Origin of the sequence: Klebsiella ornithinolytica NBRC 105727 = ATCC 31898 (assembly GCF_001598295.1) — a bacterium.
Taxonomy (GTDB): Bacteria; Pseudomonadota; Gammaproteobacteria; order Enterobacterales; family Enterobacteriaceae; genus Klebsiella; species Klebsiella ornithinolytica.
Window position 1 is genome coordinate 1 of record NZ_BCYR01000014.1, and the last position, 22451, is coordinate 22451.

The 22451-nt window shown below is 54.6% G+C and carries 27 protein-coding genes; 8 read left to right on the top strand and 19 right to left on the bottom strand.

Annotation, left to right across the window (positions count from 1 at the left end):
• The 9 genes from ROR01S_RS26505 to fkpA form a co-directional block, all read right to left on the bottom strand.
• Positions 1–135, bottom strand: a 135-nt coding sequence (locus ROR01S_RS26505) for a GTP-binding protein (protein WP_009484166.1), incomplete at its 3' end; no start/stop codon positions are given.
• A gap of 70 nt (positions 136–205) precedes the next feature.
• Positions 206–2320, bottom strand: coding sequence for an elongation factor G (gene fusA / locus ROR01S_RS21560; protein ID WP_004868382.1), 2115 nt, complete (start codon positions 2318–2320; stop codon positions 206–208).
• A 96-nt stretch (positions 2321–2416) separates the two neighbouring features.
• Complete coding sequence (rpsG, locus tag ROR01S_RS21565) at positions 2417–2887, bottom strand: 30S ribosomal protein S7 (RefSeq protein ID WP_004106370.1); 471 nt, start codon at positions 2885–2887, stop codon at positions 2417–2419.
• A gap of 95 nt (positions 2888–2982) precedes the next feature.
• Positions 2983–3357, bottom strand: coding sequence for a 30S ribosomal protein S12 (gene rpsL, locus ROR01S_RS21570; RefSeq protein WP_002920115.1), 375 nt, complete (start codon positions 3355–3357; stop codon positions 2983–2985).
• Between the two features lie 124 nt (positions 3358–3481).
• On the bottom strand, positions 3482–3769 hold the full coding sequence (tusB, locus tag ROR01S_RS26510; protein WP_004868385.1) for a sulfurtransferase complex subunit TusB: 288 nt from the start codon (positions 3767–3769) through the stop codon (positions 3482–3484).
• Between the two features lie 7 nt (positions 3770–3776).
• On the bottom strand, positions 3777–4136 hold the full coding sequence (gene tusC, locus ROR01S_RS21580) for a sulfurtransferase complex subunit TusC (RefSeq protein WP_004868388.1): 360 nt from the start codon (positions 4134–4136) through the stop codon (positions 3777–3779).
• Positions 4136–4522, bottom strand: a complete 387-nt coding sequence (gene tusD, locus ROR01S_RS21585) for a sulfurtransferase complex subunit TusD (RefSeq protein WP_015585626.1) — start codon at positions 4520–4522, stop codon at positions 4136–4138. Before tusD ends, tusC begins: the two co-directional genes overlap by 1 nt.
• The gene (locus ROR01S_RS21590; RefSeq protein ID WP_004868391.1) at positions 4522–5244 is read right to left on the bottom strand and encodes a helix-turn-helix transcriptional regulator; all 723 of its coding nucleotides are present in this window, start codon (positions 5242–5244) and stop codon (positions 4522–4524) included. The genes tusD and ROR01S_RS21590 overlap by 1 nt, the downstream gene beginning before the upstream one ends.
• A 359-nt stretch (positions 5245–5603) precedes the next feature.
• Positions 5604–6434: an FKBP-type peptidyl-prolyl cis-trans isomerase gene (fkpA, locus tag ROR01S_RS21595; protein ID WP_015585625.1), complete on the bottom strand. Its 831-nt coding sequence runs from the start codon at positions 6432–6434 to the stop codon at positions 5604–5606.
• A gap of 222 nt (positions 6435–6656) precedes the next feature.
• Between fkpA and ROR01S_RS21600 the strand changes: the two genes are divergently transcribed.
• Positions 6657–6875: a protein SlyX gene (locus ROR01S_RS21600; RefSeq protein WP_004868395.1), complete on the top strand. Its 219-nt coding sequence runs from the start codon at positions 6657–6659 to the stop codon at positions 6873–6875.
• A 187-nt stretch (positions 6876–7062) separates the two neighbouring features.
• Here ROR01S_RS21600 and slyD read toward each other — a convergent pair whose 3' ends face one another.
• The 4 genes from slyD to kefG all read right to left on the bottom strand — a co-directional run bounded on the left by slyD (position 7063) and on the right by kefG (position 10317).
• Positions 7063–7653, bottom strand: coding sequence for a peptidylprolyl isomerase (slyD, locus tag ROR01S_RS21605; protein ID WP_032690477.1), 591 nt, complete (start codon positions 7651–7653; stop codon positions 7063–7065).
• Between the two features lie 94 nt (positions 7654–7747).
• Positions 7748–7948: a YheV family putative zinc ribbon protein gene (locus ROR01S_RS21610; protein WP_015585624.1), complete on the bottom strand. Its 201-nt coding sequence runs from the start codon at positions 7946–7948 to the stop codon at positions 7748–7750.
• A gap of 13 nt (positions 7949–7961) precedes the next feature.
• The gene (gene kefB, locus ROR01S_RS21615) at positions 7962–9767 is read right to left on the bottom strand and encodes a glutathione-regulated potassium-efflux system protein KefB (RefSeq protein WP_004868400.1); all 1806 of its coding nucleotides are present in this window, start codon (positions 9765–9767) and stop codon (positions 7962–7964) included.
• A complete protein-coding gene (gene kefG, locus ROR01S_RS21620; protein ID WP_048023446.1) occupies positions 9754–10317 on the bottom strand; it encodes a glutathione-regulated potassium-efflux system ancillary protein KefG in 564 nt (187 codons plus the stop codon). Before kefG ends, kefB begins: the two co-directional genes overlap by 14 nt.
• A gap of 173 nt (positions 10318–10490) precedes the next feature.
• Between kefG and ROR01S_RS21625 the strand changes: the two genes are divergently transcribed.
• The 5 genes from ROR01S_RS21625 to ROR01S_RS21645 all read left to right on the top strand — a co-directional run bounded on the left by ROR01S_RS21625 (position 10491) and on the right by ROR01S_RS21645 (position 15309).
• Complete coding sequence (locus tag ROR01S_RS21625; RefSeq protein ID WP_064359867.1) at positions 10491–12395, top strand: ABC transporter ATP-binding protein; 1905 nt, start codon at positions 10491–10493, stop codon at positions 12393–12395.
• 112 nt (positions 12396–12507) lie between these two features.
• Positions 12508–12960, top strand: coding sequence for a nuclear transport factor 2 family protein (locus ROR01S_RS21630; protein ID WP_004868408.1), 453 nt, complete (start codon positions 12508–12510; stop codon positions 12958–12960).
• Between the two features lie 233 nt (positions 12961–13193).
• Positions 13194–14192, top strand: a complete 999-nt coding sequence (locus tag ROR01S_RS21635) for a hydrolase (RefSeq protein WP_463666835.1) — start codon at positions 13194–13196, stop codon at positions 14190–14192.
• Positions 14189–14407 (top strand): YheU family protein, encoded by a 219-nt coding sequence (locus ROR01S_RS21640; RefSeq protein ID WP_004868412.1) that lies wholly within the window; start codon positions 14189–14191, stop codon positions 14405–14407. Before ROR01S_RS21635 ends, ROR01S_RS21640 begins: the two co-directional genes overlap by 4 nt.
• A gap of 35 nt (positions 14408–14442) precedes the next feature.
• Positions 14443–15309, top strand: coding sequence for a phosphoribulokinase (locus ROR01S_RS21645; RefSeq protein WP_004868415.1), 867 nt, complete (start codon positions 14443–14445; stop codon positions 15307–15309).
• A gap of 80 nt (positions 15310–15389) precedes the next feature.
• Here the strand turns inward: ROR01S_RS21645 and ROR01S_RS21650 are convergent, their stop codons facing one another.
• Complete coding sequence (locus ROR01S_RS21650) at positions 15390–15794, bottom strand: OsmC family protein (protein ID WP_004868418.1); 405 nt, start codon at positions 15792–15794, stop codon at positions 15390–15392.
• 306 nt (positions 15795–16100) lie between these two features.
• On the opposite strand from ROR01S_RS21650, the gene crp reads away from it, so the two are divergent.
• The gene (crp, locus tag ROR01S_RS21655; RefSeq protein ID WP_000242758.1) at positions 16101–16733 is read left to right on the top strand and encodes a cAMP-activated global transcriptional regulator CRP; all 633 of its coding nucleotides are present in this window, start codon (positions 16101–16103) and stop codon (positions 16731–16733) included.
• A gap of 52 nt (positions 16734–16785) precedes the next feature.
• On the top strand, positions 16786–18864 hold the full coding sequence (locus tag ROR01S_RS21660) for a YccS/YhfK family putative transporter (protein WP_064359868.1): 2079 nt from the start codon (positions 16786–16788) through the stop codon (positions 18862–18864).
• Here the strand turns inward: ROR01S_RS21660 and argD are convergent.
• The 5 genes from argD to ppiA form a co-directional block, all read right to left on the bottom strand.
• On the bottom strand, positions 18854–20074 hold the full coding sequence (argD, locus tag ROR01S_RS21665) for a bifunctional acetylornithine/succinyldiaminopimelate transaminase (protein ID WP_004868421.1): 1221 nt from the start codon (positions 20072–20074) through the stop codon (positions 18854–18856). The two genes, ROR01S_RS21660 and argD, sit on opposite strands and share 11 nt — an antisense overlap.
• 89 nt (positions 20075–20163) lie before the next feature.
• Positions 20164–20727, bottom strand: a complete 564-nt coding sequence (pabA, locus tag ROR01S_RS21670) for an aminodeoxychorismate synthase component 2 (protein WP_004868423.1) — start codon at positions 20725–20727, stop codon at positions 20164–20166.
• A gap of 44 nt (positions 20728–20771) precedes the next feature.
• Positions 20772–21362 carry a putative adenosine monophosphate-protein transferase Fic gene (locus ROR01S_RS21675; protein ID WP_004868424.1) on the bottom strand — a complete coding sequence of 197 codons (591 nt, stop codon included), beginning with the start codon at positions 21360–21362 and terminating at the stop codon, positions 20772–20774.
• Positions 21352–21519, bottom strand: a complete 168-nt coding sequence (gene ficA / locus ROR01S_RS26520) for a FicA/YhfG family antitoxin (protein WP_015585620.1) — start codon at positions 21517–21519, stop codon at positions 21352–21354. Before ficA ends, ROR01S_RS21675 begins: the two co-directional genes overlap by 11 nt.
• 107 nt (positions 21520–21626) lie before the next feature.
• The gene (ppiA, locus tag ROR01S_RS21680; protein ID WP_004868429.1) at positions 21627–22196 is read right to left on the bottom strand and encodes a peptidylprolyl isomerase A; all 570 of its coding nucleotides are present in this window, start codon (positions 22194–22196) and stop codon (positions 21627–21629) included.
• Positions 22197–22451: the final 255 nt, after the last annotated feature.

Here is a 22451-nt window from a genome sequence, read left to right on the forward strand (position 1 = left end):
ACGAGCAGAACCACCGTAGGTTTTAGCCAGAACGGTAGTGATTGCAGCGGTCAGAGTAGTTTTACCATGGTCAACGTGGCCGATAGTACCGACGTTGACGTGCGGTTTTGTACGTTCAAATTTTTCTTTAGACACGGCTATATTCCTTACTATAGCGCTCTCCCCTTCAGGAGAGAGCACGGGATTTTGGTTTTAACCCTACGGCTTATTTACCACGGGCTTCAATTACGGCCTGAGCAACGTTGTTCGGCGCGTCATCATACTTCAGGAACTCCATGGAGTAAGAAGCACGACCTTTGGTCAGAGAACGCAGCTGAGTTGCATATCCGAACATTTCAGACAGCGGAACTTCAGCGTGAATCACAACGCCAGTAACGTTGGATTCTTGACCACGCAGCATACCACGACGACGGCTAAGGTCACCGATGACGTCACCAGTGTTCTCTTCCGGAGTTTCTACTTCAACCTTCATGATCGGCTCAAGCAGAACTGGTTTCGCTTTCTTAAAGCCATCTTTGAAGGCAATAGAAGCGGCCAGTTTAAACGCCAGTTCAGAGGAGTCAACGTCATGGTAAGAACCGAAGTGCAGACGCACGCCGAGATCAACTACCGGGTAACCTGCCAGCGGACCAGCTTTCAGCTGTTCCTGGATGCCTTTATCAACGGCCGGGATGTATTCGCCAGGAATTACACCACCTTTGATGTCGTTGATGAACTCGTATCCTTTCGGATTTGAGCCCGGCTCCAGCGGGTACATGTCGATAACAACATGACCATACTGACCGCGACCACCAGACTGCTTGGCATGTTTACCTTCGATATCGGTAACTTTCGCACGAATCGCTTCGCGGTAAGCAACCTGAGGTTTACCGACGTTCGCTTCAACGTTGAATTCACGCTTCATACGGTCAACGATGATGTCGAGGTGCAGCTCACCCATACCGGCGATAATGGTCTGGTTAGATTCTTCGTCAGTCCATACGCGGAATGACGGGTCTTCTTTCGCCAGACGACCCAGAGCCAGACCCATTTTTTCCTGGTCAGCTTTGGTTTTCGGTTCAACAGCGATGGAGATTACCGGCTCAGGGAATTCCATACGCTCCAGAATGATCGGGTGATCCGGGTTACACAGGGTGTCACCAGTAGTCACGTCTTTCAGACCGATAGCAGCAGCGATGTCGCCCGCGCGAACTTCTTTGATCTCTTCACGTTTGTTAGCGTGCATCTGTACGATACGACCGAAACGCTCACGTGCAGATTTCACGGAGTTCAGGATGGTATCACCAGAGTTAACCACACCGGAGTAAACGCGGAAGAAGGTCAGGTTACCCACGAACGGGTCGGTAGCGATTTTAAATGCCAGAGCAGCAAACGGCTCTTCATCGCTAGCGTGACGCTCAGCCGGGGTATCTTTACCGTCGTCCAGAATACCGTTGATCGCAGGTACATCAACCGGGGATGGCAGGTAATCAATTACCGCATCCAGCATCGCCTGAACACCTTTGTTCTTGAACGCAGAACCACAGGTTACCAGGATGATTTCGTTGTTCAGAACACGCTGACGCAGAGCTTTTTTGATCTCTTCTTCAGTCAGTTCTTCACCACCCAGGTATTTCTCCATCAGCTCTTCTGAAGCTTCTGCAGCGGACTCGATCAGGTTCTGGTGCCATTCTTCAGCCAGATCCTGCATGTCAGCCGGGATATCTTCATAGGTGAAGGTTACGCCTGCGTCTTCTTCGTTCCAGTTGATGGCTTTCATTTTCACCAGGTCAACAACACCGGTGAAACCTTCTTCAGCACCAATTGCCAGCTGCAGCGGAACCGGGTTCGCGCCCAGACGGGTTTTGATCTGACCAACAACTTTCAGGAAGTTCGCACCCATGCGGTCCATTTTGTTAACGAACGCAATGCGCGGAACTTTATATTTGTTTGCCTGACGCCATACGGTTTCAGACTGCGGCTGAACACCACCAACTGCGCAGTAAACCATTACCGCACCATCAAGCACACGCATGGAACGTTCTACTTCAATAGTGAAGTCAACGTGCCCCGGGGTGTCGATGATGTTAACGCGATGCGGTTCATACTGCTTAGCCATACCAGACCAGAATGCAGTAGTCGCTGCGGAGGTGATAGTGATACCACGCTCCTGCTCCTGCTCCATCCAGTCCATGGTTGCTGCGCCGTCATGAACTTCACCGATTTTGTGGTTTACACCGGTGTAGAACAGAATACGTTCGGTAGTAGTGGTTTTACCGGCGTCGATGTGCGCACTGATACCGATGTTACGGTAGCGTGCGATGGGTGTTGTACGAGCCATTTGATTCCTCGTTTATTTCTTTAGGCGTTCAGTTAAGTTATCCAGCCCGGGCGACTTACCTGAAGCGCCCGCCTGGTGACTATGACTCCGAAGGGATTACCAACGGTAGTGAGCGAACGCCTTGTTGGCTTCTGCCATGCGGTGAACGTCTTCACGTTTCTTAACTGCAGTACCTTTGTTGTCTGCAGCGTCAGAAAGTTCGTTCGCCAGACGCAGAGCCATGGATTTATCACCACGTTTACGAGCAGCTTCTACGATCCAACGCATTGCCAGGGCATTACGACGAACCGGACGGACTTCAACTGGAACCTGGTAAGTAGAACCACCTACGCGGCGGGACTTAACTTCGACGGTCGGACGGACGTTGTCCAGAGCGACTTCGAAAGCTTCCAGTTCATTTTTACCAGAGCGCTGAGCCAGGGTCTCCAGCGCGCTGTATACGATAGCTTCTGCAGTAGATTTTTTACCATCTACCATCAGGATGTTTACAAATTTTGCCAGCAGTTCTGATCCGAACTTAGGATCTGGAAGGATTTTACGCTGACCAATGACGCGACGACGTGGCATGGAAATACTCCGTTGTTAATTCAGGATTGTCCAAAACTCAAAGAGTTTAGTTTGACATTAATATAAAACGTTTGGCCTTACTTAACGGAGAACCATTAAGCCTTAGGACGCTTCACGCCATACTTGGAGCGAGCTTGCTTACGGTCTTTAACGCCGGAGCAGTCAAGCGCACCACGAACGGTGTGGTAACGAACACCCGGAAGGTCTTTAACACGACCGCCACGGATCAGGATCACGGAGTGTTCCTGCAGGTTGTGACCTTCACCGCCGATGTAGGAGGTGACTTCGAAACCGTTAGTCAGACGAACACGGCAAACTTTACGCAGTGCGGAGTTCGGTTTTTTAGGAGTGGTAGTATATACGCGAGTACATACGCCACGTTTCTGCGGGCAGGCTTCCAGTGCAGGCACGTTGCTCTTTGCAACTTTGCGTGCGCGTGGTTTGCGTACCAGCTGGTTAATTGTTGCCATTAAATAGCTCCTGGTTTTAGCTTTTGCTTCGTAAACACGTAATAAATCGCCTCATATAATATGAGGACGCAGAATTTTAGGGCGGTGCCGAAAAGGTGTCAAGAAATATACAACGATCCCGCCATTACCAGGACAACTGTCCAGGATGTTTGACCGACATTCTGACGAAATCAGTATAGCCAACCCTGACGACACTGTCCGCAATTTGACCAGCCAGCCCGCGGGCATCGATATCGTCTTGCAGAGCATGAATGGTTATGGGGGCAGAGCGCAGGATTTCAAGGAAAGGTCCGCCGGCGATGGCCGCAATCACGCCATCAGAAAGCAGCAGGAGATCGTCGCCATCCTTTACCAGGCGTAGCATCGCGCGGAGATCGGTGTGCCACGGGGACGAGCTGAGTGTGTGGAGCATTCGGGCCTCAGAAACGTAAAATCACGTTGAAATCATCGAGTCGGGCGCGCAGCGCTTCGGGCTCAAGCCACTCGGCATCCACCACCCACGCCGTCCCGGCATTCAGGCCGCGTTCGCGGGCAGACGCTGCACATATCCAGCACGCGTCAATATCGTACAGCGGCAAGAGTTTAAAGGTCGCGATGTAATCGCGGGCAAGTACCGCCGACGGTTGTTGCCCGGGCAGCAGCTGAAAGACGCCGTCGCCGACAAAGAATACGCCGATCTCATCGCTCAGCGCGGAGGTCGCCAGCAGCGCATCCAGACCTTCCCGACCCGAAGCAGAACCATGCGGGGCAGAAGAAAAAACAAAAGCAACGCGTTTCATCAGAACTGCACCATCCGATCGCAGGTTAATGAGGCTTCCGCCAGCGCGCCCAGGCCGCTCAGCGTAAATCCGGGCTGCAGATTATGACCCGGTAACCCCAGCTGCTGAGCTTCTTGTTCATCGGTGACACCGCGACGCAGGGCCGCCGCCACGCAGATGTGCAGCGCGACAGCATGATCGTCATGCAGCCGCTGCCACGCGCGTACCAGATCAAATTCATCGCTGGCGGGCGCCGTCAGCTGGTTTGCGTTGTAGACACCTTCACGATAGAAGAAGACACAGACCAGATCATGACCCTCTTGCAAAACGGCCTGGGCAAACTGCCAGGCGCTGCTGGCCTGCTGCGTACCGTAGGCTGGCCCCGTTACCGTAATGGCAAAACGCATTACTTATCCAGCCCCTGGAAATCGCCGCTCTTGAACTGACGAATATAGAGATAGACCGTATGTTTGGAAATATTCAGCCGATCGGCAACCTGGTTGATGGCATCTTTGATATCAAAGATCCCTTTCTCGTAGAGATTCAGGACAATCTGGCGATTTTTAGCATTGTTGGAAACATTACGATCGGCATTCACTTCTTCGATAGTGAACTCAAGAGTTTGAGCGACCAAATCATCGACGGACGAGGCAAAGTTAACCTGAGAGTTCACCTCCGGCGTTTCCGGCGGAATAAAGGTGCTCATTATCTGTGAGAACGGCACATCAAGGTTCATGTTGATGCACAGCAGACCGATGACCCGATGCTCACGGTTGCGAATGGCGATCGTGACGGACTTCATCAGGACTCCGCTCTTAGCCCGCGTAAAGTAGCACTTGGATACGCTGCTATCGGCCCCCGTCATATCATGCAGCATGCGCAGCGCAAGATCGGTTATCGGCGAGCCGATTTGGCGCCCGGTATGCTCACCGTTGGCGATGCGGATGGCGGAGCATTTCAGATCCTGTAAAGAATGCAGCACGATCTCACAATGGGAACCAATGAGCATCGCTAACCCGTCCACAACCGCTTCATAGGATTTGAGGATATCGAAGTCGGTCTGGTCGAAAGGACGTTGATCCAGCAGGTCAAGCTCACTGGTTTCGTTGGTTAAAAGCGACCTGGACATGAAAAAAAGCACTCCTTTTCAGGAGCCTGTCATTTTTTACACAAAACCGTTCAAGGTGCGCTGAGGGGTGCACGTCCGAGACATTCGTCACAACGAATTTGACCAGCCGTAAGCTGGCGAGGTAAGAGGCAAACATGTCTCTTATCACGTCTCAGGGCTGACTCCAGTGCGTAACCGGAATAAGCGGATGCAGCCAATGCAGAGGCAGCTTGAAAGATGAGGTGTAGCTTGTCAGGGCAGGCTCATCATCATTATTAAGCTAACTAAAGTAATACAGCGCTTGAGGCACTTTCCAGTTTTAATTATATCTGCCCCAAATAAAAAAGCCGCCGCCTTTAACGGCGGCGGCTTAGACCAGATTACTTCTTCGCGTCTGCGCTTTGTGCGTCAGCTTTGGCATCCGCCGCCGCTTCAGGCTTGGCATCGGCTTTCGGTGCCGGTTTGATATCCAGCAGTTCTACGTCGAAGACCAGCGTGGAGTTAGCCGGAATACCCGGGACGCCAGTTTTGCCGTAAGCCAGATCCGGTGGGATGACCAGCTTGATTTTGCCGCCTTTCTTGATATTTTTCAGGCCTTCGGTCCAGCCCGGGATAACGCCGTCCAGACGGAAGGAGAGCGGCTCACCGCGGGTGTAGGAGTTATCGAACTCTTTACCGTCAATCAGCGTACCTTTGTAGTTCACGACAACAGTGTCACTGTCTTTCGGTGCGTCGCCGGTCCCTTCTTTCTCAACTTTGTACAGCAGGCCAGATTTAGAGGTTTTTACGCCCTTCTCTTTTGCGAAGGTATCGCGATAGGCTTTGCCTTTAGCATCGTTTTCAGTCGCGTCTTTTTCCATTTTCTGCTGAGCAGCAGTTTTTACGCGGGTTTCGAAGGTTTGCAGAGTCTGCTCGATTTCTTGATCGGACAGTTTGCTTTTATTCGCAAACGCATCCTGAACACCGGCGATCAGCTGATCTTTATCCAGCTTGATACCCAGTTTTTCTTGTTCTTTCAGGGAGTTTTCCATGTAACGTCCCAGTGAAGCACCCAGCGCATAAGCAGATTTTTGATCGTCATTTTTAAATGCCGCTTTGCTATCCGTTGCAGGTGCCGTCTTCGCGGCAGTATCAGCCGCAAAGGTCAGCGGTGCATTCAGGGCGACAGCCATCGTGGTCGCCAGCAGCGTTACTTTAAACAGTGATTTCATCCATTTCTCCAGGGCCGGGGCATCTCACCCCAGGGTTATCGTAAAAAGCAAAAAAGGTACTATAGAACGTTGCAGAGCAAATCTACATACAGACCTTCCTGAATATCGCCAGTTTTGAGACTATTTTTGTATAAATAAGTTTCCTGTCTTACGCGAGGTTGCTGCGCGAAGGGTGAAAGTTGAGTAGAATCCGCTCGCGAGATAAGACAGAAGAGGTTACTCATGCACGACAGTACACTGGAGACTCGCCTGGCGGAGCTGGAAAGCCGGCTGGCGTTTCAGGAAATCACCATTGAAGACCTCAACAAGACCGTCACCGCCCATGAGATCGAAATGGCGAAGATGCGTGAACATATGCGCTTGATGGTTGAAAAACTGAAAGCGACCCAATCATCGCACATCGCATCACAGGCAGAAGAAACGCCCCCGCCACATTATTGAGGCGTAAAAAAAGCGGGTTTCCCCGCTTGACTATCTCCGGCAGCACTATGTCTACCGGATTGAATACCCTAAGAATGTCGAGTCGCAGAATGGCGGCAGGCTTGAGAACTCCCGGCAGCATAGAGAACGATGTCACCGGGGTTTGAAAGCCAGGCCAACGCGCCTGCGGCCTGAAAGACGATGGGTATTAGTGGCAACCGCAGCCGCCGTTACCACAACCACCTTTGCCATGTTCATGACCGTGGTCGTGATCGTGGCCGTGGCCGTGGCCGCCGCAGCAACCTTCATGATCGTGGTCATGATCGTGGCCGTGGGCACCGTGCACGTGACCGTGCTCCAGCTCTTCTGCAGTCGCTTCGCGAATCGCAACAACTTCAACGTTGAACTTCAGATTCTGGCCAGCCAGCATGTGGTTACCATCAACCACGACGTGCTCGTCGTCCACTTCGGTGATTTCAACCGGCACTGGACCCTGGTCGGTTTCCGCCAGGAAACGCATGCCAACCTGCAGTTCATCAACGCCCATGAAGACGTCTTTAGGAACACGCTGAACCAAATTTTCGTCGTACTGGCCGTACGCATCGTTCGCGCCGACTTCTACGTCAAATTTGTCGCCCACTTCATGGCCATCCAGCGCATTTTCCAGGCCGGAAATCAGGGAGCCGTGACCATGCAGGTAGTCCAGCGGCGCGCTTACCGGAGACTCATCAACCAACACACCGTCTTCTGTACGTACCTGATAGGCCAGGCTGACCACCAGGTCTTTTGCTACTTTCATGATATCTCCTGAGCATGGGAAGAATAGTGGCGCAGATTGTAGCGGAATTCTGCAGCCGTGTACCCTCTAGCTTAAAAAAAGGCGACAGATAACGCTAGTCCGGATGAAAAATGCCAATCACTTGTTCATCTTTACGGACGTGCTCCTGCGCCTCTTTATCCGCCTCACGCATCTGGTGGCCACACTTAACACACTCAACAATATCGACATTATTCTCACGCCACATTGCCAGAGAATCCTGCGCCTGACACGCCGGACATTTTGCGCCGGCAATAAAACGTTTACGCACTGCCATCATTATTTGACCCTTATTCAAACTCATCCCAACCGTCAAGCTGCCTGCTCTCTTTCTGCATCTCGCGCTGGAAAATCTCTTCCAGCTCCCGGCGAGCCTCCCGCACGCGTGATATCTGCAGCGTATCAGTATTCACGGGCATTAACTCACGCAGCATTCGCATATCCAGACGACGGAAGTGCAGCTGCGCGCGCTGCGCCTGATGCGGGTGCATGCCCAGGGTAATCAATGCTTTGCGCCCCAACTCCAGCGCGCTGGAAAACGTTTCACGCGAGAACTGCTTCACGCCGGCCTGCAGCAATTCATGCGCCTCAACACGCCCACGGGCGCGCGCCAGAATATTCAGATGCGGAAAGTGTTGCTGACACATCTCCACCAGCTTCATGGTATCTTCCGGCTCGTTACAAGTGATAACAATCGACTGCGCATCCTCCGCCCCCGCCGAGCGCAGAAGCTCCAGCTGCGTCGCATCGCCAAAATAGACTTTATAGCCATATTTACGCATCAGGTTAACCGCACTGATATCGCGCTCCAGCACGGTAATCCGCATTTTATTGGCCATCAGCAAACGACCAATAACCTGCCCGAAGCGGCCAAAGCCGACAATAATCACCTGCGGTTTATCGTCCTCAACCCACGGCGCTTCATCCTCTTCTTCCGGTTGGTTAAAGCGCCGGGAGAGAATTTGATCGATAAGCGTCATCAACAGCGGCGTTGTCATCATCGATAGCGTGACCGTGACCAGCAGCAGCGCCATCTGATCGTTTTCGAACAGTCGCAGCGAGGCCGGCAGTGAGAACAGCACAAACGCAAACTCGCCCCCCTGGCTCAGCACTCCCGCAAACTGCATCCGTTCCGAGCTACGCACCCCGTATACCCGCGCCAGGCCGTACAACACGAAACTTTTTACCGCCACCAGCACGGCAACGCTTGCCGCCACCCACAGTAAGTGGGTATAGAGCACGCCCAGATTCAATGCCATGCCGACGGAAATAAAGAACAACCCAAGCAAGAGCCCTTTAAACGGCTCGATGGCGATCTCCAGCTCATGGCGATACTCGCTTTCAGCCAGCAGAACGCCGGCGATAAAAGTACCGAGCGCCATAGACAGACCGAGCGCATCCATAAACAGGGCCGAACCCAGTACCAGCAGCAGCGTTGCGGCGGTAAATACTTCTCGCACCCCGGAGCCGGCGATAAACCGAAAAACAGGTCGCAGCAGAAAACGGCCGCCAATAAGCATCCCGGCGAAGGCCAGAACCTTCAGCCCGACGGTCACCCAGTTAAGATGGTCATCACCGGAACCGGCCAGCAGCGGTACCAGAGCCAGCGCGGGGATCACCGCCAGATCCTGAAACAGCAGCACCGAAAACCCCAGCTGTCCGGACTCGCTGCGACTCATTCCTTTCTCACGCATCAACTGCAGCGCCATTGCCGTAGACGACATCGCCAGACCAATACCGCCGACCACCGCCGCCTGCCAGGAAAACCCGGTCACAATGAGTAATCCGCCAAGAATACCCGCGCTGAGCACAACCTGCGCCGCCCCGACGCCAAAAATGGAGCTGCGCAGGCGCCAGAGCTTAGACGGATTCAACTCCAGCCCGATGATGAACATCAGGAACACGACGCCCAGTTCGGAGAAGTGCAAAATCTCATCAACATCGCTAATAAAACCCAGCCCCCAGGGGCCAATCGCAATGCCGGCCAGCAGATAGCCTAATACCGCGCCGATGCCGAGCCGGGCGGCCAACGGCACCGCCACCACGGCAGAAAACAGAAACAGGACTCCCGCTAAAAGCAGATCAGCGCCCTCCATTTATGCCTCCTGCCGCGATGGGATTAGCCAGCCAGTCGCGATAAGCACGCGCGTGATTTTTCAGATCGGCAGGCGATTGTCGGCGAGCCCAGTAGACAATAATCGGGCTCATCCAGTGCATCCGGCACATGCCGGCAGTCAGTTCAAATGGGCGCAGGATGTCGTTCATGGGATAGCGATTGGCATCGCGTCGGTAGGCGCTCTCGGGCTCACCGGTGGTAATCACGCTACGCCAGTACTTTCCCGCAAGCTGGTTCCCTCCGGCGCCGCTGGCAAAGCCGCGAGTCAGCACTCTGTCCAGCCACTCCTTCAGCAATGCCGGGCAGCTCCACGTATAGAGCGGATGCTGGAAAACAATCACCTCATGCTGGCGCAACAGCTCCTGCTCGTGGGCAATATCGATAAAAAAATCTGGGTAGTGTGCATAGAGATCGTGCACGGTGACATTTGGCAACTGTAAAGCCGGTTCAAGTAAAACCCGGTTGGCCACGGAATCCTGGGATTCTGGGTGGGCATACAGCAGCAAAACCTTCGCTGTCTGAGACATCATTCCCCTCCCGAACGTCTTCTGGTGGCCTGCACAACGGCTGCGTCCCGACGCAACCAGAATGACTTTGTGTATCGTCTTCGTTTTGGGCTACCATTGCGGCCCGGTGGAGCAATTTGCTACCACATTACATTATCATAATGACAAACTAACATAGTCAGAACATACGGCGCCTTATGATTGTTTTCTCCTCGTTACAAATTCGTCGCGGCGTACGGGTCCTCCTGGACAACGCCACCGCCACCATCAATCCTGGCCAGAAGGTCGGCCTGGTGGGCAAAAACGGCTGCGGCAAATCCACGCTGCTGTCGCTTTTGAAAAACGAGATTAGCGCCGACGGCGGCAGTATGACCTTTCCGGGTAACTGGCAGCTGGCGTGGGTTAATCAGGAAACCCCTGCGCTGCCGCAGCCAGCCATTGATTATGTTATTGATGGCGATCGCGAATATCGCCAGCTCGAAGCCGATTTAAAACTGGCCAACGAGCGCAATGACGGCCACGCCATCGCGACGGTGCACGGCAAACTGGATGCCATCGATGCCTGGACCATCCGTTCGCGCGCCGCCAGTCTGCTGCACGGGCTGGGATTCAGTAATGAGCAGCTTGAAAGCCCGGTCAGCGACTTTTCCGGCGGTTGGCGTATGCGCCTGAACCTCGCGCAGGCGCTGATTTGTCGTTCCGATCTGCTGCTGCTCGATGAACCGACTAACCACCTCGATCTCGATGCGGTCATCTGGCTGGAAAAATGGCTGAAAGGCTACACCGGCACGCTGATTCTGATTTCTCACGATCGTGACTTCCTGGATCCGATCGTCGATAAAATTATTCATATCGAACAGCAAACGATGTTCGAATACACCGGCAACTACAGCTCGTTTGAAGTGCAGCGCGCAACCCGCCTGTCACAGCAGCAGTCGATGTATGAAAGCCAGCAGCTGCGCGTCGCCCATCTGCAAAGCTATATCGACCGCTTTCGCGCCAAGGCCACCAAGGCCAAGCAGGCCCAGAGCCGCATTAAAATGCTGGAACGCATGGAGCTTATCGCACCGGCTCACGTCGATAACCCGTTCCACTTTAGTTTCCGCGCGCCGGAAAGCCTGCCAAACCCGCTGCTGAAAATGGAAAAAGTCAGCGCCGGCTACGGCGAACGGGTGATTCTGGACTCTATCAAACTAAACCTGGTGCCCGGTTCACGCATTGGCCTGTTAGGGCGAAACGGCGCCGGCAAGTCGACGCTGATCAAGCTGCTGGCCGGCGAACTCCAGCCGCTGCATGGCGAGATTGGCCTCGCTAAAGGTATTAAGCTCGGCTACTTCGCTCAGCATCAGCTGGAGTTTCTGCGCGCTGACGAATCCCCGTTACAGCATCTGGCACGCCTGGCACCTCAGGAGACAGAGCAGAAACTGCGCGACTATCTCGGCGGATTTGGTTTCCAGAGCGATAAGGTCAACGAAGAGACGCAGCGTTTCTCCGGTGGTGAAAAAGCCCGCCTGGTGCTGGCGTTGATCGTCTGGCAGCGACCTAACCTTCTGCTGCTCGATGAACCGACGAACCACCTCGATCTCGATATGCGTCAGGCCCTGACCGAAGCGCTGATTGATTTCGAAGGCGCGTTGGTGGTGGTCTCGCACGATCGCCACCTGATCCGTTCCACCACCGACGATCTCTATCTGGTGCATGACGGCAAAGTCGAGCAGTTCGATGGCGACCTGGAAGATTATCAGCAGTGGCTCAGCGACTCGCAGAAACAGGAGAGCTCGTCGTCTGACGTTGCGAAAGAGAGCGGTAACAGCGCACAGGCCCGCAAAGACCAGAAACGTCGGGAAGCGGAATTACGGACGCTCACTCAGCCGCTGCGTAAAGAGATTAGCCGCCTCGAAAAAGAGATGGATAAGCTCAACACACAGCTCGCCCAGGCAGAAGAGAAGCTCGGCGACAGCGGACTGTATGATGCCTCCCGCAAAGCAGAGCTGACCAGCTGTCTGCAGCAACAGGCCAGTGCCAAATCCGGTCTCGAAGAGTGTGAAATGGCCTGGCTGGATGCACAAGAGCAGCTGGAACAGATGCTACAGGAAGGTTAAAACGGGTTATGATAGGGCAGGGAGTATAAACGCAGTGGCGCTGAGTTATGGGAACGCGCCGTTATATGCCCCTGCTATAAACCGCAACACTCATCTGCGAAGAGGCATTGCCATGGTAAAAAAAACGCTTATCTCCCTCTCACTGCTTTGTGCCCTGACCCACTCCGCTTTTGCCGCCTACAGCGCGAGCGAATTGAAAAACAAAGAAAACGTCATCGCTTTTTATAATAAAGCGTTGAACGATAAAGACTTTGATGCCGCAAAAACCTACCTCGGAAACGAGTATATCCAGCATAATCCTGGTGCGAAGGATGGGCCCGAAGGCTTTCGTCAATTCATCGCCTTTCTGAAAGAGAAATTCCCCGACTCTCACAGCGAGATTAAACGCGTGATTGTCGACGGCGACTATGTCGTTCTGCACGTTGCGTCCACCGGCCGCGAGCCGGGCGTCACCCGGGCGATTATCGATATTTTCCGCCTCGATGCGCAGAACAAGATCGTTGAGCACTGGGATGTTATTCAGACGGTTCCGGAAAAAACCGCCAGCGGCAACAGCATGTTTTAAGCCAGCCCCACAGCCATTCGCTCCTGGCGGTGGCTGTTTCCCCTTCCAGCCTTCCCGGGCAGCGGGCCATCTTTATCCCGCAAGAGCAGTCCTCATCCGGCTTCAATTTCGTGTAACCTATAGCACAGGCCGCAAGACCACATATTGGATAACCTGCGCACTTCATGCGCGGTATACTGTTTTATAAGATGATTAACTGCTCTGGTGCTATGGTTGAAATCACCCCCACAGAAATGACGCCCCCCGAAAACGACTCGCGTGAGTTTCACCCTATGCGCGGCGTGGGCAATCGTCATCTGCAGACCATGCTGCCGCGCCTGATTCGCCGTAAGCTGGGATTCACGCCGCACTGGCAGCGACTTGAGCTCCCGGACGGTGATTTTGTCGATCTGGCGTGGAGCGAAGACCCCGCCGGGGCGCAACACAAACCGCGACTGGTGGTGTTCCACGGGCTGGAGGGTAGCCTGCACAGCCCCTATGCTCATGGCCTTATCCATGCAGCCATGCAGCGCGGCTGGCTGGGCGTGGTGATGCATTTCCGCGGCTGTAGCGGCGAACCCAACCGCAATAACCGCATCTATCATTCGGGTGAAACCGAAGATGGCCGCTGGTTCCTGCACTGGCTACAACGCGAATGGGGTGCGGTGCCGACCGCTGCCGTCGGCTATTCGCTGGGCGGGAATATGCTGGGCTGCCTGCTGGCCGAAGAAGGCGATAATGTCCCGCTTGATGCCGCGGTTATTGTCTCAGCCCCGTTCATGCTCGAAGCCTGCAGCTATCATATGGACAAGGGCTTTTCCCGGGTCTATCAGCGTTATCTGCTCAATCTGTTAAAGGCCAACGCCGCGCGTAAGCTGAAAGCCTATCCCGGCTCGCTACCGGTTGATCTCCGCCAGCTCAAAGGTATGCGCCGCATCCGCGAGTTTGACGATATGATCACCGCCAGGATTCACGGATTCGCCGATGCGCTGGACTACTATCGCCAGTGCAGCGCCATGCCGCGCCTCAGCGACATTACGAAACCGACGCTGATCATTCATGCGAAGGACGATCCTTTTATGGACCACCACTCCATTCCGCCGCAAGAGCAGCTCCCGGTAAACGTCGAGTATCAGCTGACCGAAAATGGCGGACACGTCGGATTCGTCGGCGGCACGCTGCGCAAACCGGAAATGTGGCTGGAAAAGCGTATCCCGGACTGGTTAACCCGTTGGTTGGGAGCACAAAAATGATTATTCCCTGGCACGATCTGGATCCCGAAACGCTGGATAACCTGATCGAAAGCTTTGTGTTGCGTGAGGGCACCGATTATGGTGAACATGAACGCTCGCTGGCGGATAAAGTCGCCGACGTCAAACAGCAATTGAAAAGCGGAGAAGCCGTGCTGGTGTGGTCAGAACTGCACGAGACGGTCAACATCATGCCCCGCAAGCAGTTTCACGGCTAAGGCGGCGCCACACATCGTTTAATCTGGGAGTTGTTATGTCTGCCAAACATCCGGTGATTGCCGTCACGGGCTCCAGCGGCGCGGGAACCACGACCACCAGCCTCGCCTTTCGTAAAATTTTCGCCCAGCTAAACCTGCGTGCCGCGGAGGTAGAAGGCGACAGCTTCCATCGCTATACCCGCCCGGAAATGGACATGGCGATCCGCAAAGCGCGCGATCAGGGGAAACACATCAGCTACTTCGGCCCGGAAGCCAACGACTTCGGCCTGCTGGAAAACACCTTCCTTGAGTACGGGCGTAACGGTAGCGGCCAGTCGCGCAAGTATTTGCATACCTATGATGAGGCGGTGCCGTGGAATCAGGTACCGGGCACATTCACACCGTGGCAACCGCTACCGGAACCGACCGATGTCCTGTTTTATGAAGGGCTGCACGGCGGGGTTGTCACGCCGCAGTATAACGTCGCGCAGAATGTCGACCTGCTGGTTGGCGTGGTGCCTATCGTCAACCTGGAATGGATTCAGAAGCTCATCCGCGATACCAGTGAACGAGGTCACTCCCGTGAAGCGGTGATGGATTCCGTGGTCCGTTCAATGGAAGACTATATCAACTTCATCACACCGCAGTTTTCGCGCACCCATATCAACTTCCAGCGCGTCCCCACTGTCGACACCTCCAACCCGTTTGCGGCGAAGGGCATTCCGTCATTGGATGAAAGCTTTGTGGTGATCCACTTCCGCAACCTACCGGATATCGATTTTCCCTGGCTGCTGGCGATGCTACAGGGCTCGTTTATCTCGCATATCAATACGCTGGTGGTGCCTGGCGGGAAAATGGGACTGGCGATGGAGCTCATCATGACGCCGCTGGTGGAGCGCTTGATGGAAGGTAAAGCAATTTAAATTCGCGGCCGGCGCTACGCTTGCGCCGGCCTGCAAGACGGTGTCAACCCGGTAAGCATCGCGCCACCGGGTATCTGGCATTACGCCTCTACCACCTCAAACGAGTGGGTGATGTTCACCGCTTTTTGCAGCATCAGCGCCACCGAGCAGTATTTCTCCGCCGACAGATCCACCGCACGGGAGACGGCCGCATCTTTCAGCTCCTTGCCGGTGACAATAAAATGCATGTTGATATGGGTAAACAGACGCGGCGCCTCTTCCCGACGTTCAGACGTCAGCTTGACTTCACAGTTAGTCACGTTGTGACGACCTTTCTGCAAAATAGACACGACATCGATCGCGCTGCATCCGCCCGCCGCCATCAGCACCATCTCCATTGGGCTTGGCGCTTTATCTCCGGAGTTGCCGTCCATCAGAATCTGGTGACCTGACGCCGACTCTCCGATGAAGGTTAACCCTTCAACCCATTTCACACGAGCTTGCATAAAATTTAACTCCAAGGTTGCAATTTTCCTGACAGATTACGCGTACATAACAATTCTCGCAACGGAAGGCGACCTGCATCATGCTGAAGCGAGACACCAGGAGACATGCGGCAAAAGCTATGCTAAAACAGTCGGGATGCTACAGTATTACATTGATGTACTGCATGTATGCAGAGGAGTTCACATTACAGGCTGAAGAAAAATCACCAGCCCGTTTCCCAGGCATAGGGAAACAATACGATTGCATGCCCGGATGCCGTGTAGTGTCGGCACCCGGAGATAGCTTATAACAGAGGATAACCGCGCATGGTGCTTGGCAAACCGCAAACAGACCCTACCCTCGAATGGTTCTTGTCTCATTGCCACATTCATAAGTACCCATCTAAAAGCACGCTGATCCACCAGGGTGAAAAAGCAGAAACGTTGTACTACATCGTCAAAGGCTCTGTGGCTGTGCTCATCAAGGATGAAGAAGGTAAAGAGATGATCCTCTCTTACCTCAACCAGGGCGATTTCATCGGTGAATTAGGCTTGTTTGAAGAAGGCCAGGAGCGTAGCGCCTGGGTACGTGCGAAAACCGCATGTGAAGTGGCCGAAATCTCCTACAAAAAATTCCGTCAGCTCATTCAGGTTAACCCGGATATCCTGATGCGCTTGTCGTCGCAGATGGCTCGCCGTCTGCAGGTGACCTCAGAAAAAGTGGGTAACCTTGCCTTCCTCGACGTCACCGGGCGCATCGCTCAGACGCTGTTGAACCTGGCAAAACAGCCGGATGCGATGACCCACCCTGATGGTATGCAAATTAAAATTACCCGTCAGGAAATTGGTCAGATTGTTGGCTGTTCCCGCGAAACCGTTGGCCGTATCCTGAAGATGCTGGAAGATCAGAACCTGATCTCCGCACACGGTAAAACTATCGTCGTATACGGTACGCGTTAAGTCGATAAAACGGCGTATTGCTTGCGCAATACGCCGTTTTTGTTTTCCCTCTATGTGGCGCAGGCTGATTTACCACCCGGAAGTCAACTATGCACTGCGGCAAACGCTGGTGTTGTGTTTGCCTGTCGCAATCGGCCTCCTCCTCGGTCATTTACAGCAAGGTCTGCTGTTCTCGCTGGTGCCCGCCTGCTGTAACGTCGCCGGTCTGGATACGCCGCACAAACGTTTTTTTAAACGCTTGATTATTGGCGGTTCGCTGTTCGCCGGCTGTAGTCTGGTCGTCCAGCTTCTACTTCAGCAGGCGATCCCGCTACCTTTGATTCTCAGCGGCCTGGCGCTGCTGCTCGGCGTAACGGCGGAGATCAGCTCTCTGCACGCCAGGCTTCTGCCCGCTTCGTTGATTGCCGCGATCTTTACCCTGAGCCTTGCCGGAAACATGCCCGTCTGGGAGCCACTGCTGATCTACGCCCTCGGGACGCTGTGGTACGGTCTGTTTAACTGGTTCTGGTTTTGGCTATGGCGCGAGCAGCCGCTGCGCGAATCGCTGAGCCTGCTCTATCGCGAGCTGGCTAACTACTGCGAAGCCAAATACAGCCTGCTGACCCAGCATATCGATCCCACCACTTCACTGCCGCCGCTGCTCACGCGCCAGCAGAAGGTGGTGGACCTGATCACCCAATGCTACCAGCAGATGCATATGCTGGCGGCGAACCAGCGCAATGACCACAAGCGCCTGCTGCGGGCGTTTCAGATGGCGCTGGATTTGCAGGAACATATCTCCGTCAGCCTGCACCAACCCGAAGAAGTACAAAAACTGGTAGAGCGCAGCCATGCCGAGGCGGTGATCCGCTGGAACGCGCAAACCGTTGCCGCTCGCCTGCGGGTGCTGGCCGATGACATCCTGTACCACCGCTATCCGCAGCGCTTTAACATGGATAAGCAGATCGGCGCGCTGGAGAAAATTGCCTGGCAGCATCCGGACAACCCGGTAGGGCAGTTCTGCGCCTGGCACTTCAGCCGAATAGCCCGGGTGCTGCGTACCCAGCGCCCGCTGTACGCTCGCAACCTGATGGCGGATAAAGAGCGCCGTCTGCCGCTGCTGCCCGCGCTAAAAAACTATCTCTCGTTAAAATCACCGGCGTTACGTAACGCTGCGCGTATCTGCGTGATGTTAACGGCCGCGAGCCTGATGGGAAGTGCCCTGAACCTTCCCAAGCCTTACTGGATCCTGATGACGGTGCTTTTTGTAACCCAAAACGGCTACGGCGCGACGCGGGTACGTATCGTCCATCGGGCGGCAGGTACGCTTGCCGGTCTGGCCATCGCCGGACTGGCGTTGCACTTCCATGTCCCGGAGGGTTATACGCTCTCCGCGATGCTGTTCGTCACGCTGCTGAGCTACCTGATTATCCGCAAGCATTATGGCTGGGCGATGGTTGGCTTTACCGTGACGGCGGTGTATACCCTGCAGCTTCTGACGCTCAACGGCGAGCAGTATATTGTCGCCAGGCTTATCGATACGCTTATCGGCTGCCTTATCGCCTTTGGCGGCATGGTCTGGCTATGGCCGCAATGGCAAAGCGGGCTACTGCGTAAGAACGCTCACGACGCGCTGGAAGCCGATCAGGAAGCGATCAGGCTGATTCTTAGCGACGATCATCAGGCTCCGGCGCTGGCCTATCGCCGGATGCGCGTCAATCAGGCGCATAACTCGCTGTATAACTCGCTGAATCAGGCCATGCAGGAACCCGGTTTTAACACACACTATCTTGACGACATGAAACTGTGGGTCACCCACAGCCAGTTTATTGTTGAGCATATCAACGCGATGACCACCCTGGCCCGCGAGCATACGATGCTGACGCCGGAGCTGGCCCGACGCTATCTGGAATCTTGTGAGATTGCGCTCCAGCGTTGCCAGCAGCGGCTGGATTCCGATGGTCCCGGCAGCGCTGGCGATGTCAATATTATGGAGTCGCAGGATGTGGAGGTGAGCCGGGGGCCGTTAAGTACGATGGAGCAACATCTGCAGCGGATCCTCGACCATCTGAACACCATGCACACCATCTCCTCGGTGGCATGGCGTCAGCGCCCGCATCACGGCATCTGGCTACGCGCGATTAAGCGTTAAGAACCTGCTTTACCGCCTGGGCAAAGCGGGCCATGCCTTCGGCAATATCCTGCTCGTCGATGACCAGCGAAGGGACAAAGCGCATCACATCCGGCCCGGCATTCAGCACCATCACGCCGGCATCTGCCGCGGCATAGAGAAAATCACGAGCCCGGCCCTTATACTGCGGCTTAAGCTCCGCGCCAATCAACAGCCCCATACCGCGGATATCGCTGAACAGGTCAAACTGCGCGTCAATTTGCTGGAGATGCTGCACAAACAGCTCGCGCTTCGCCTTCACGCCCTCCAGCACCTCCGGGGTATTAATCAGGTCAAATGCCGCCCCGGCCACGGCGCAGGCCAGCGGGTTACCGCCGTAGGTCGAACCGTGGGAACCGGCGTGGAATGCGCTGGCAATATCGTTGGTGGTCAGTACGGCGCTGATCGGGAAGCCACCGCCCAGCGCTTTGGCGCTGGTAAGAATGTCCGGCGTCACGCCATAGTGCATATATGCAAACAGCGAACCGGTACGCCCCATGCCGCACTGAACTTCATCAAATACCAGCAGCGCCTGATGCTCATCGCAGAGTTCGCGCAGTCCTTTCAGGAACGCCGGCGTCGCCGCCATCACGCCGCCTTCTCCTTGAATCGGCTCCACAACCACCGCGCAGGTATGATCGTCCATAACGGCCTTAACCGCATGCAGATCGTTAAACGGCACGTGGATAATGTCCGCCGGTTTCGGGCCGAAGCCATCAGAATATTTTGGCTGCCCGCCCACCGATACCGTGAACAGCGAACGGCCGTGGAAAGCATTATGGAAGGCGATGATTTTGGTCTTATACGGGCTGTGACGGGTAATGGTGTAGTGGCGCGCCAGCTTGAACGCCGTTTCGTTCGCTTCGGTGCCGGAGTTCATGAACACCACGCGTTCGGCGAAGGTGGCCTCCACCAGCTTACGACCCAGACGCAGCGCCGGCTCGTTGGTAAAGACATTGCTGGTATGCCACAAGGTTTCGCCCTGCTCATGCAGCGCCGCGACCAGAGCCGGATGACAATGACCTAACGCCGTCACCGCAATCCCGCCCGCGAAATCAACGTACTCTTTGCCCTGCTGATCCCATACGCGGCTACCTTTACCTTTGACCGGGATGAATTCTGCCGGTGCATAAATCGGCAGAATAACTTCATCGAATGTGGCGCGGGTAATTACCGGTTGCTCAGTTGCCATGTCATGCCATCCTTCTTCGTTATGCGGTCATTATTGTGATAATATAATCACAAAATATGCATAAAAAATCAGTCAATGGCAACTACAAATCATCGATTGAGGAAGTTTGCCAGCAGTTGATGTCCCTGCTCGCTGAGAATACTTTCCGGGTGGAACTGTACCCCTTCGAGATCCCACTCCCGATGGCGAATCGCCATAATCTCTCCGCTTTCACTGCGGGCCGTCACCTCAAAGCATTCGGGAAGCGTCGCGGGATCAATCAGCAGAGAGTGGTAGCGAGTAACGGTCAGCGGATTATTCAGCCCCTGAAAGACCCCCTGCCCGTTATGATAGATGGGAGAAGTTTTGCCGTGCATCACTTTCGCCGCTCGCACGATAGTGGCCCCAAAGACCTGGGCGATGGCCTGATGGCCAAGACAAACGCCCAGCAGCGGAACCTGACCGGCATAACGAGCAATCACCGCCAGCGAAATGCCTGACTCATTTGGCGTACAGGGCCCGGGAGAGATCACGATTTTCTCCGGCATCAACGCCGCGATCTCCTCAAGCGTCAGCTCATCATTGCGCCTGACCAGCACTTCCGCCCCCAGTTCACAGAAGTACTGGTACAAGTTCCAGGTGAAAGAATCATAGTTGTCGATAAGCAGGATCATAGCGGCTCCGGAAAGAATAAAACCGGGCTATTCTACTCAGATTCTCACGCTTCGCTTACCACTTTGCGAAAGATCCGCTCAAGGGGTTCGGGATCGCCCATCGCCCCCAGCTGGTTAGCCTGGCTCCAGCTATCGGGGTCGATATCCCGCCAGTCGAGCACAAACCCGGCGTGAAGAGCCAACTGTTCAAAGAAAATTCGCTGAACCAGGCCGCTACCGACGCGAAACGGGTGCAGGACGTTGATTTCCCCGTAGTACCAACTCAGACGTGTGACGAACGTCGCGCGGCTGATTCCGCTGAGGTAGCCCTCTTCCTCCAGCGCCCGCATCAGCGCATTGCCCTCTTTCTCAATCCACGCAAAATGGCAGAAAGGAGTATCCCCCTGATAGATATCGACTTCTCTGAATTGCCCCGCCCAGTCGAAGATATCCTGATAGAGCTGATGATGAATGAAACAGAGGTAGGGTAGCCCGCGGCCGCGCGGTCCCAGCGGCAGCGTCGCCGCACGCAGGGAGGTGATTTCCCAGGCCGTTTGCTCCAGCCGCTGCGCCTGACGAATACCGAGACGGTTACGCATCACATTGAGCGCAGGGTAGAGGTAAGGGTCGCGATCGTCGCCATATTTACTGCTCATGGCGCCTCCTGATCTCGGCAAGACGCGCCAGCGCTTGCTCGGCAGTCAGCGTCACCAGCGGGATCGCTGCCCCCTCCAGGCGACGGCTGGCCTGAAAATTCACATTGCGGGTCTGTTCCCAGAGCTGGGATTTTTGCTTATCGGTGAGTGAACGCATGGTCGCCTCCCTTATCGTCCCCTGTTTGCCACAAGTATAAGCAGCAATTTCAGGTTACGCAGAGAGGCCGACGAGGCGCGGGCAATGTTACCCGCGCACAGAAAGGCTTACGGCAGGACTTTCGCTGAGAGGATAACGACAGGTTTGGACGGTACATTCTGGTACGGTCCGACGTTGTGCGTCTGAACCTGGGAAATCTTATCCGCCACGTCCATGCCTTTCACCACTTTGCCGAAGACCGCATAGCCAAAATCACGCTGCCCGTGGTCAAGGAAGGCGTTGTCCGCAATGTTAATGAAGAACTGGCTGGTAGCGCTGTCCTGATCGGCGGTACGCGCCATTGCGATAGTACCGCGGGTATTGCGCAGACCGTTATCGGCTTCGTTTTTAATCGGCGGGTTCGGCTGCTTCTGCTGCATCTGTTCGTTAAAGCCGCCGCCCTGCACCATGAAGCCCGGAATCACGCGATGGAAGGTCGTATTGTTATAGAAGCCGCTGTTCACGTACTTCAGGAAGTTATCCACGGAAATCGGTGCTTTCTGGCTATTTAACTCCAGCTCAATATTGCCCGCAGACGTCGTCAGCAGTACATGAGGATCGCCCTTCGCTGCCATTGCCGGAGAGAAAGCTGAAATGGCGAAAACGGCAACCACCGCCGCCAGAGTTGATTTGAGCATGGGAATTCCTTAACGGAGCAGAATAAAAAGCAAGTGCTTTGATTCTAAAGAGCCTTTGCATCCTGGGCCAGCCTTTTACCTAATTTTACGTAGCTGAAATAGTTGTTACGGCGCACGCATTGACCAGCGCGATAAATAAAGGCGATCCAAATCACACTAATCCATGCAAAAAGCATTTCATTGCATAATAAACGTTTGCTTACATCACTCGAATGAATAAAATCTGTCCGCCCTGGCGCAGTCAATGCGCTTTAC

Excerpts from the sequence above, each read along its gene's own strand:
- fusA (WP_004868382.1), bottom strand. The coding sequence starts at position 2,320 with ATGGCTCGTACAACACCCATCGCACGCTACCGTAACATCGGTATCAGT.
- rpsG (WP_004106370.1), bottom strand. The coding sequence starts at position 2,887 with ATGCCACGTCGTCGCGTCATTGGTCAGCGTAAAATCCTTCCAGATCCT.
- rpsL (WP_002920115.1), bottom strand. The coding sequence starts at position 3,357 with ATGGCAACAATTAACCAGCTGGTACGCAAACCACGCGCACGCAAAGTT.
- tusB (WP_004868385.1), bottom strand. The coding sequence starts at position 3,769 with ATGCTCCACACACTCAGCTCGTCCCCGTGGCACACCGATCTCCGCGCG.
- tusC (WP_004868388.1), bottom strand. The coding sequence starts at position 4,136 with ATGAAACGCGTTGCTTTTGTTTTTTCTTCTGCCCCGCATGGTTCTGCT.
- tusD (WP_015585626.1), bottom strand. The coding sequence starts at position 4,522 with ATGCGTTTTGCCATTACGGTAACGGGGCCAGCCTACGGTACGCAGCAG.
- ROR01S_RS21590 (WP_004868391.1), bottom strand. The coding sequence starts at position 5,244 with ATGTCCAGGTCGCTTTTAACCAACGAAACCAGTGAGCTTGACCTGCTG.
- fkpA (WP_015585625.1), bottom strand. The coding sequence starts at position 6,434 with ATGAAATCACTGTTTAAAGTAACGCTGCTGGCGACCACGATGGCTGTC.
- ROR01S_RS21600 (WP_004868395.1), top strand. The coding sequence starts at position 6,657 with ATGCACGACAGTACACTGGAGACTCGCCTGGCGGAGCTGGAAAGCCGG.
- slyD (WP_032690477.1), bottom strand. The coding sequence starts at position 7,653 with ATGAAAGTAGCAAAAGACCTGGTGGTCAGCCTGGCCTATCAGGTACGT.
- ROR01S_RS21610 (WP_015585624.1), bottom strand. The coding sequence starts at position 7,948 with ATGGCAGTGCGTAAACGTTTTATTGCCGGCGCAAAATGTCCGGCGTGT.
- kefB (WP_004868400.1), bottom strand. The coding sequence starts at position 9,767 with ATGGAGGGCGCTGATCTGCTTTTAGCGGGAGTCCTGTTTCTGTTTTCT.
- kefG (WP_048023446.1), bottom strand. The coding sequence starts at position 10,317 with ATGATGTCTCAGACAGCGAAGGTTTTGCTGCTGTATGCCCACCCAGAA.
- ROR01S_RS21625 (WP_064359867.1), top strand. The coding sequence starts at position 10,491 with ATGATTGTTTTCTCCTCGTTACAAATTCGTCGCGGCGTACGGGTCCTC.
- ROR01S_RS21630 (WP_004868408.1), top strand. The coding sequence starts at position 12,508 with ATGGTAAAAAAAACGCTTATCTCCCTCTCACTGCTTTGTGCCCTGACC.
- ROR01S_RS21635 (WP_463666835.1), top strand. The coding sequence starts at position 13,194 with ATGACGCCCCCCGAAAACGACTCGCGTGAGTTTCACCCTATGCGCGGC.
- ROR01S_RS21640 (WP_004868412.1), top strand. The coding sequence starts at position 14,189 with ATGATTATTCCCTGGCACGATCTGGATCCCGAAACGCTGGATAACCTG.
- ROR01S_RS21645 (WP_004868415.1), top strand. The coding sequence starts at position 14,443 with ATGTCTGCCAAACATCCGGTGATTGCCGTCACGGGCTCCAGCGGCGCG.
- ROR01S_RS21650 (WP_004868418.1), bottom strand. The coding sequence starts at position 15,794 with ATGCAAGCTCGTGTGAAATGGGTTGAAGGGTTAACCTTCATCGGAGAG.
- crp (WP_000242758.1), top strand. The coding sequence starts at position 16,101 with ATGGTGCTTGGCAAACCGCAAACAGACCCTACCCTCGAATGGTTCTTG.
- ROR01S_RS21660 (WP_064359868.1), top strand. The coding sequence starts at position 16,786 with ATGTGGCGCAGGCTGATTTACCACCCGGAAGTCAACTATGCACTGCGG.
- argD (WP_004868421.1), bottom strand. The coding sequence starts at position 20,074 with ATGGCAACTGAGCAACCGGTAATTACCCGCGCCACATTCGATGAAGTT.
- pabA (WP_004868423.1), bottom strand. The coding sequence starts at position 20,727 with ATGATCCTGCTTATCGACAACTATGATTCTTTCACCTGGAACTTGTAC.
- ROR01S_RS21675 (WP_004868424.1), bottom strand. The coding sequence starts at position 21,362 with ATGAGCAGTAAATATGGCGACGATCGCGACCCTTACCTCTACCCTGCG.
- ficA (WP_015585620.1), bottom strand. The coding sequence starts at position 21,519 with ATGCGTTCACTCACCGATAAGCAAAAATCCCAGCTCTGGGAACAGACC.
- ppiA (WP_004868429.1), bottom strand. The coding sequence starts at position 22,196 with ATGCTCAAATCAACTCTGGCGGCGGTGGTTGCCGTTTTCGCCATTTCA.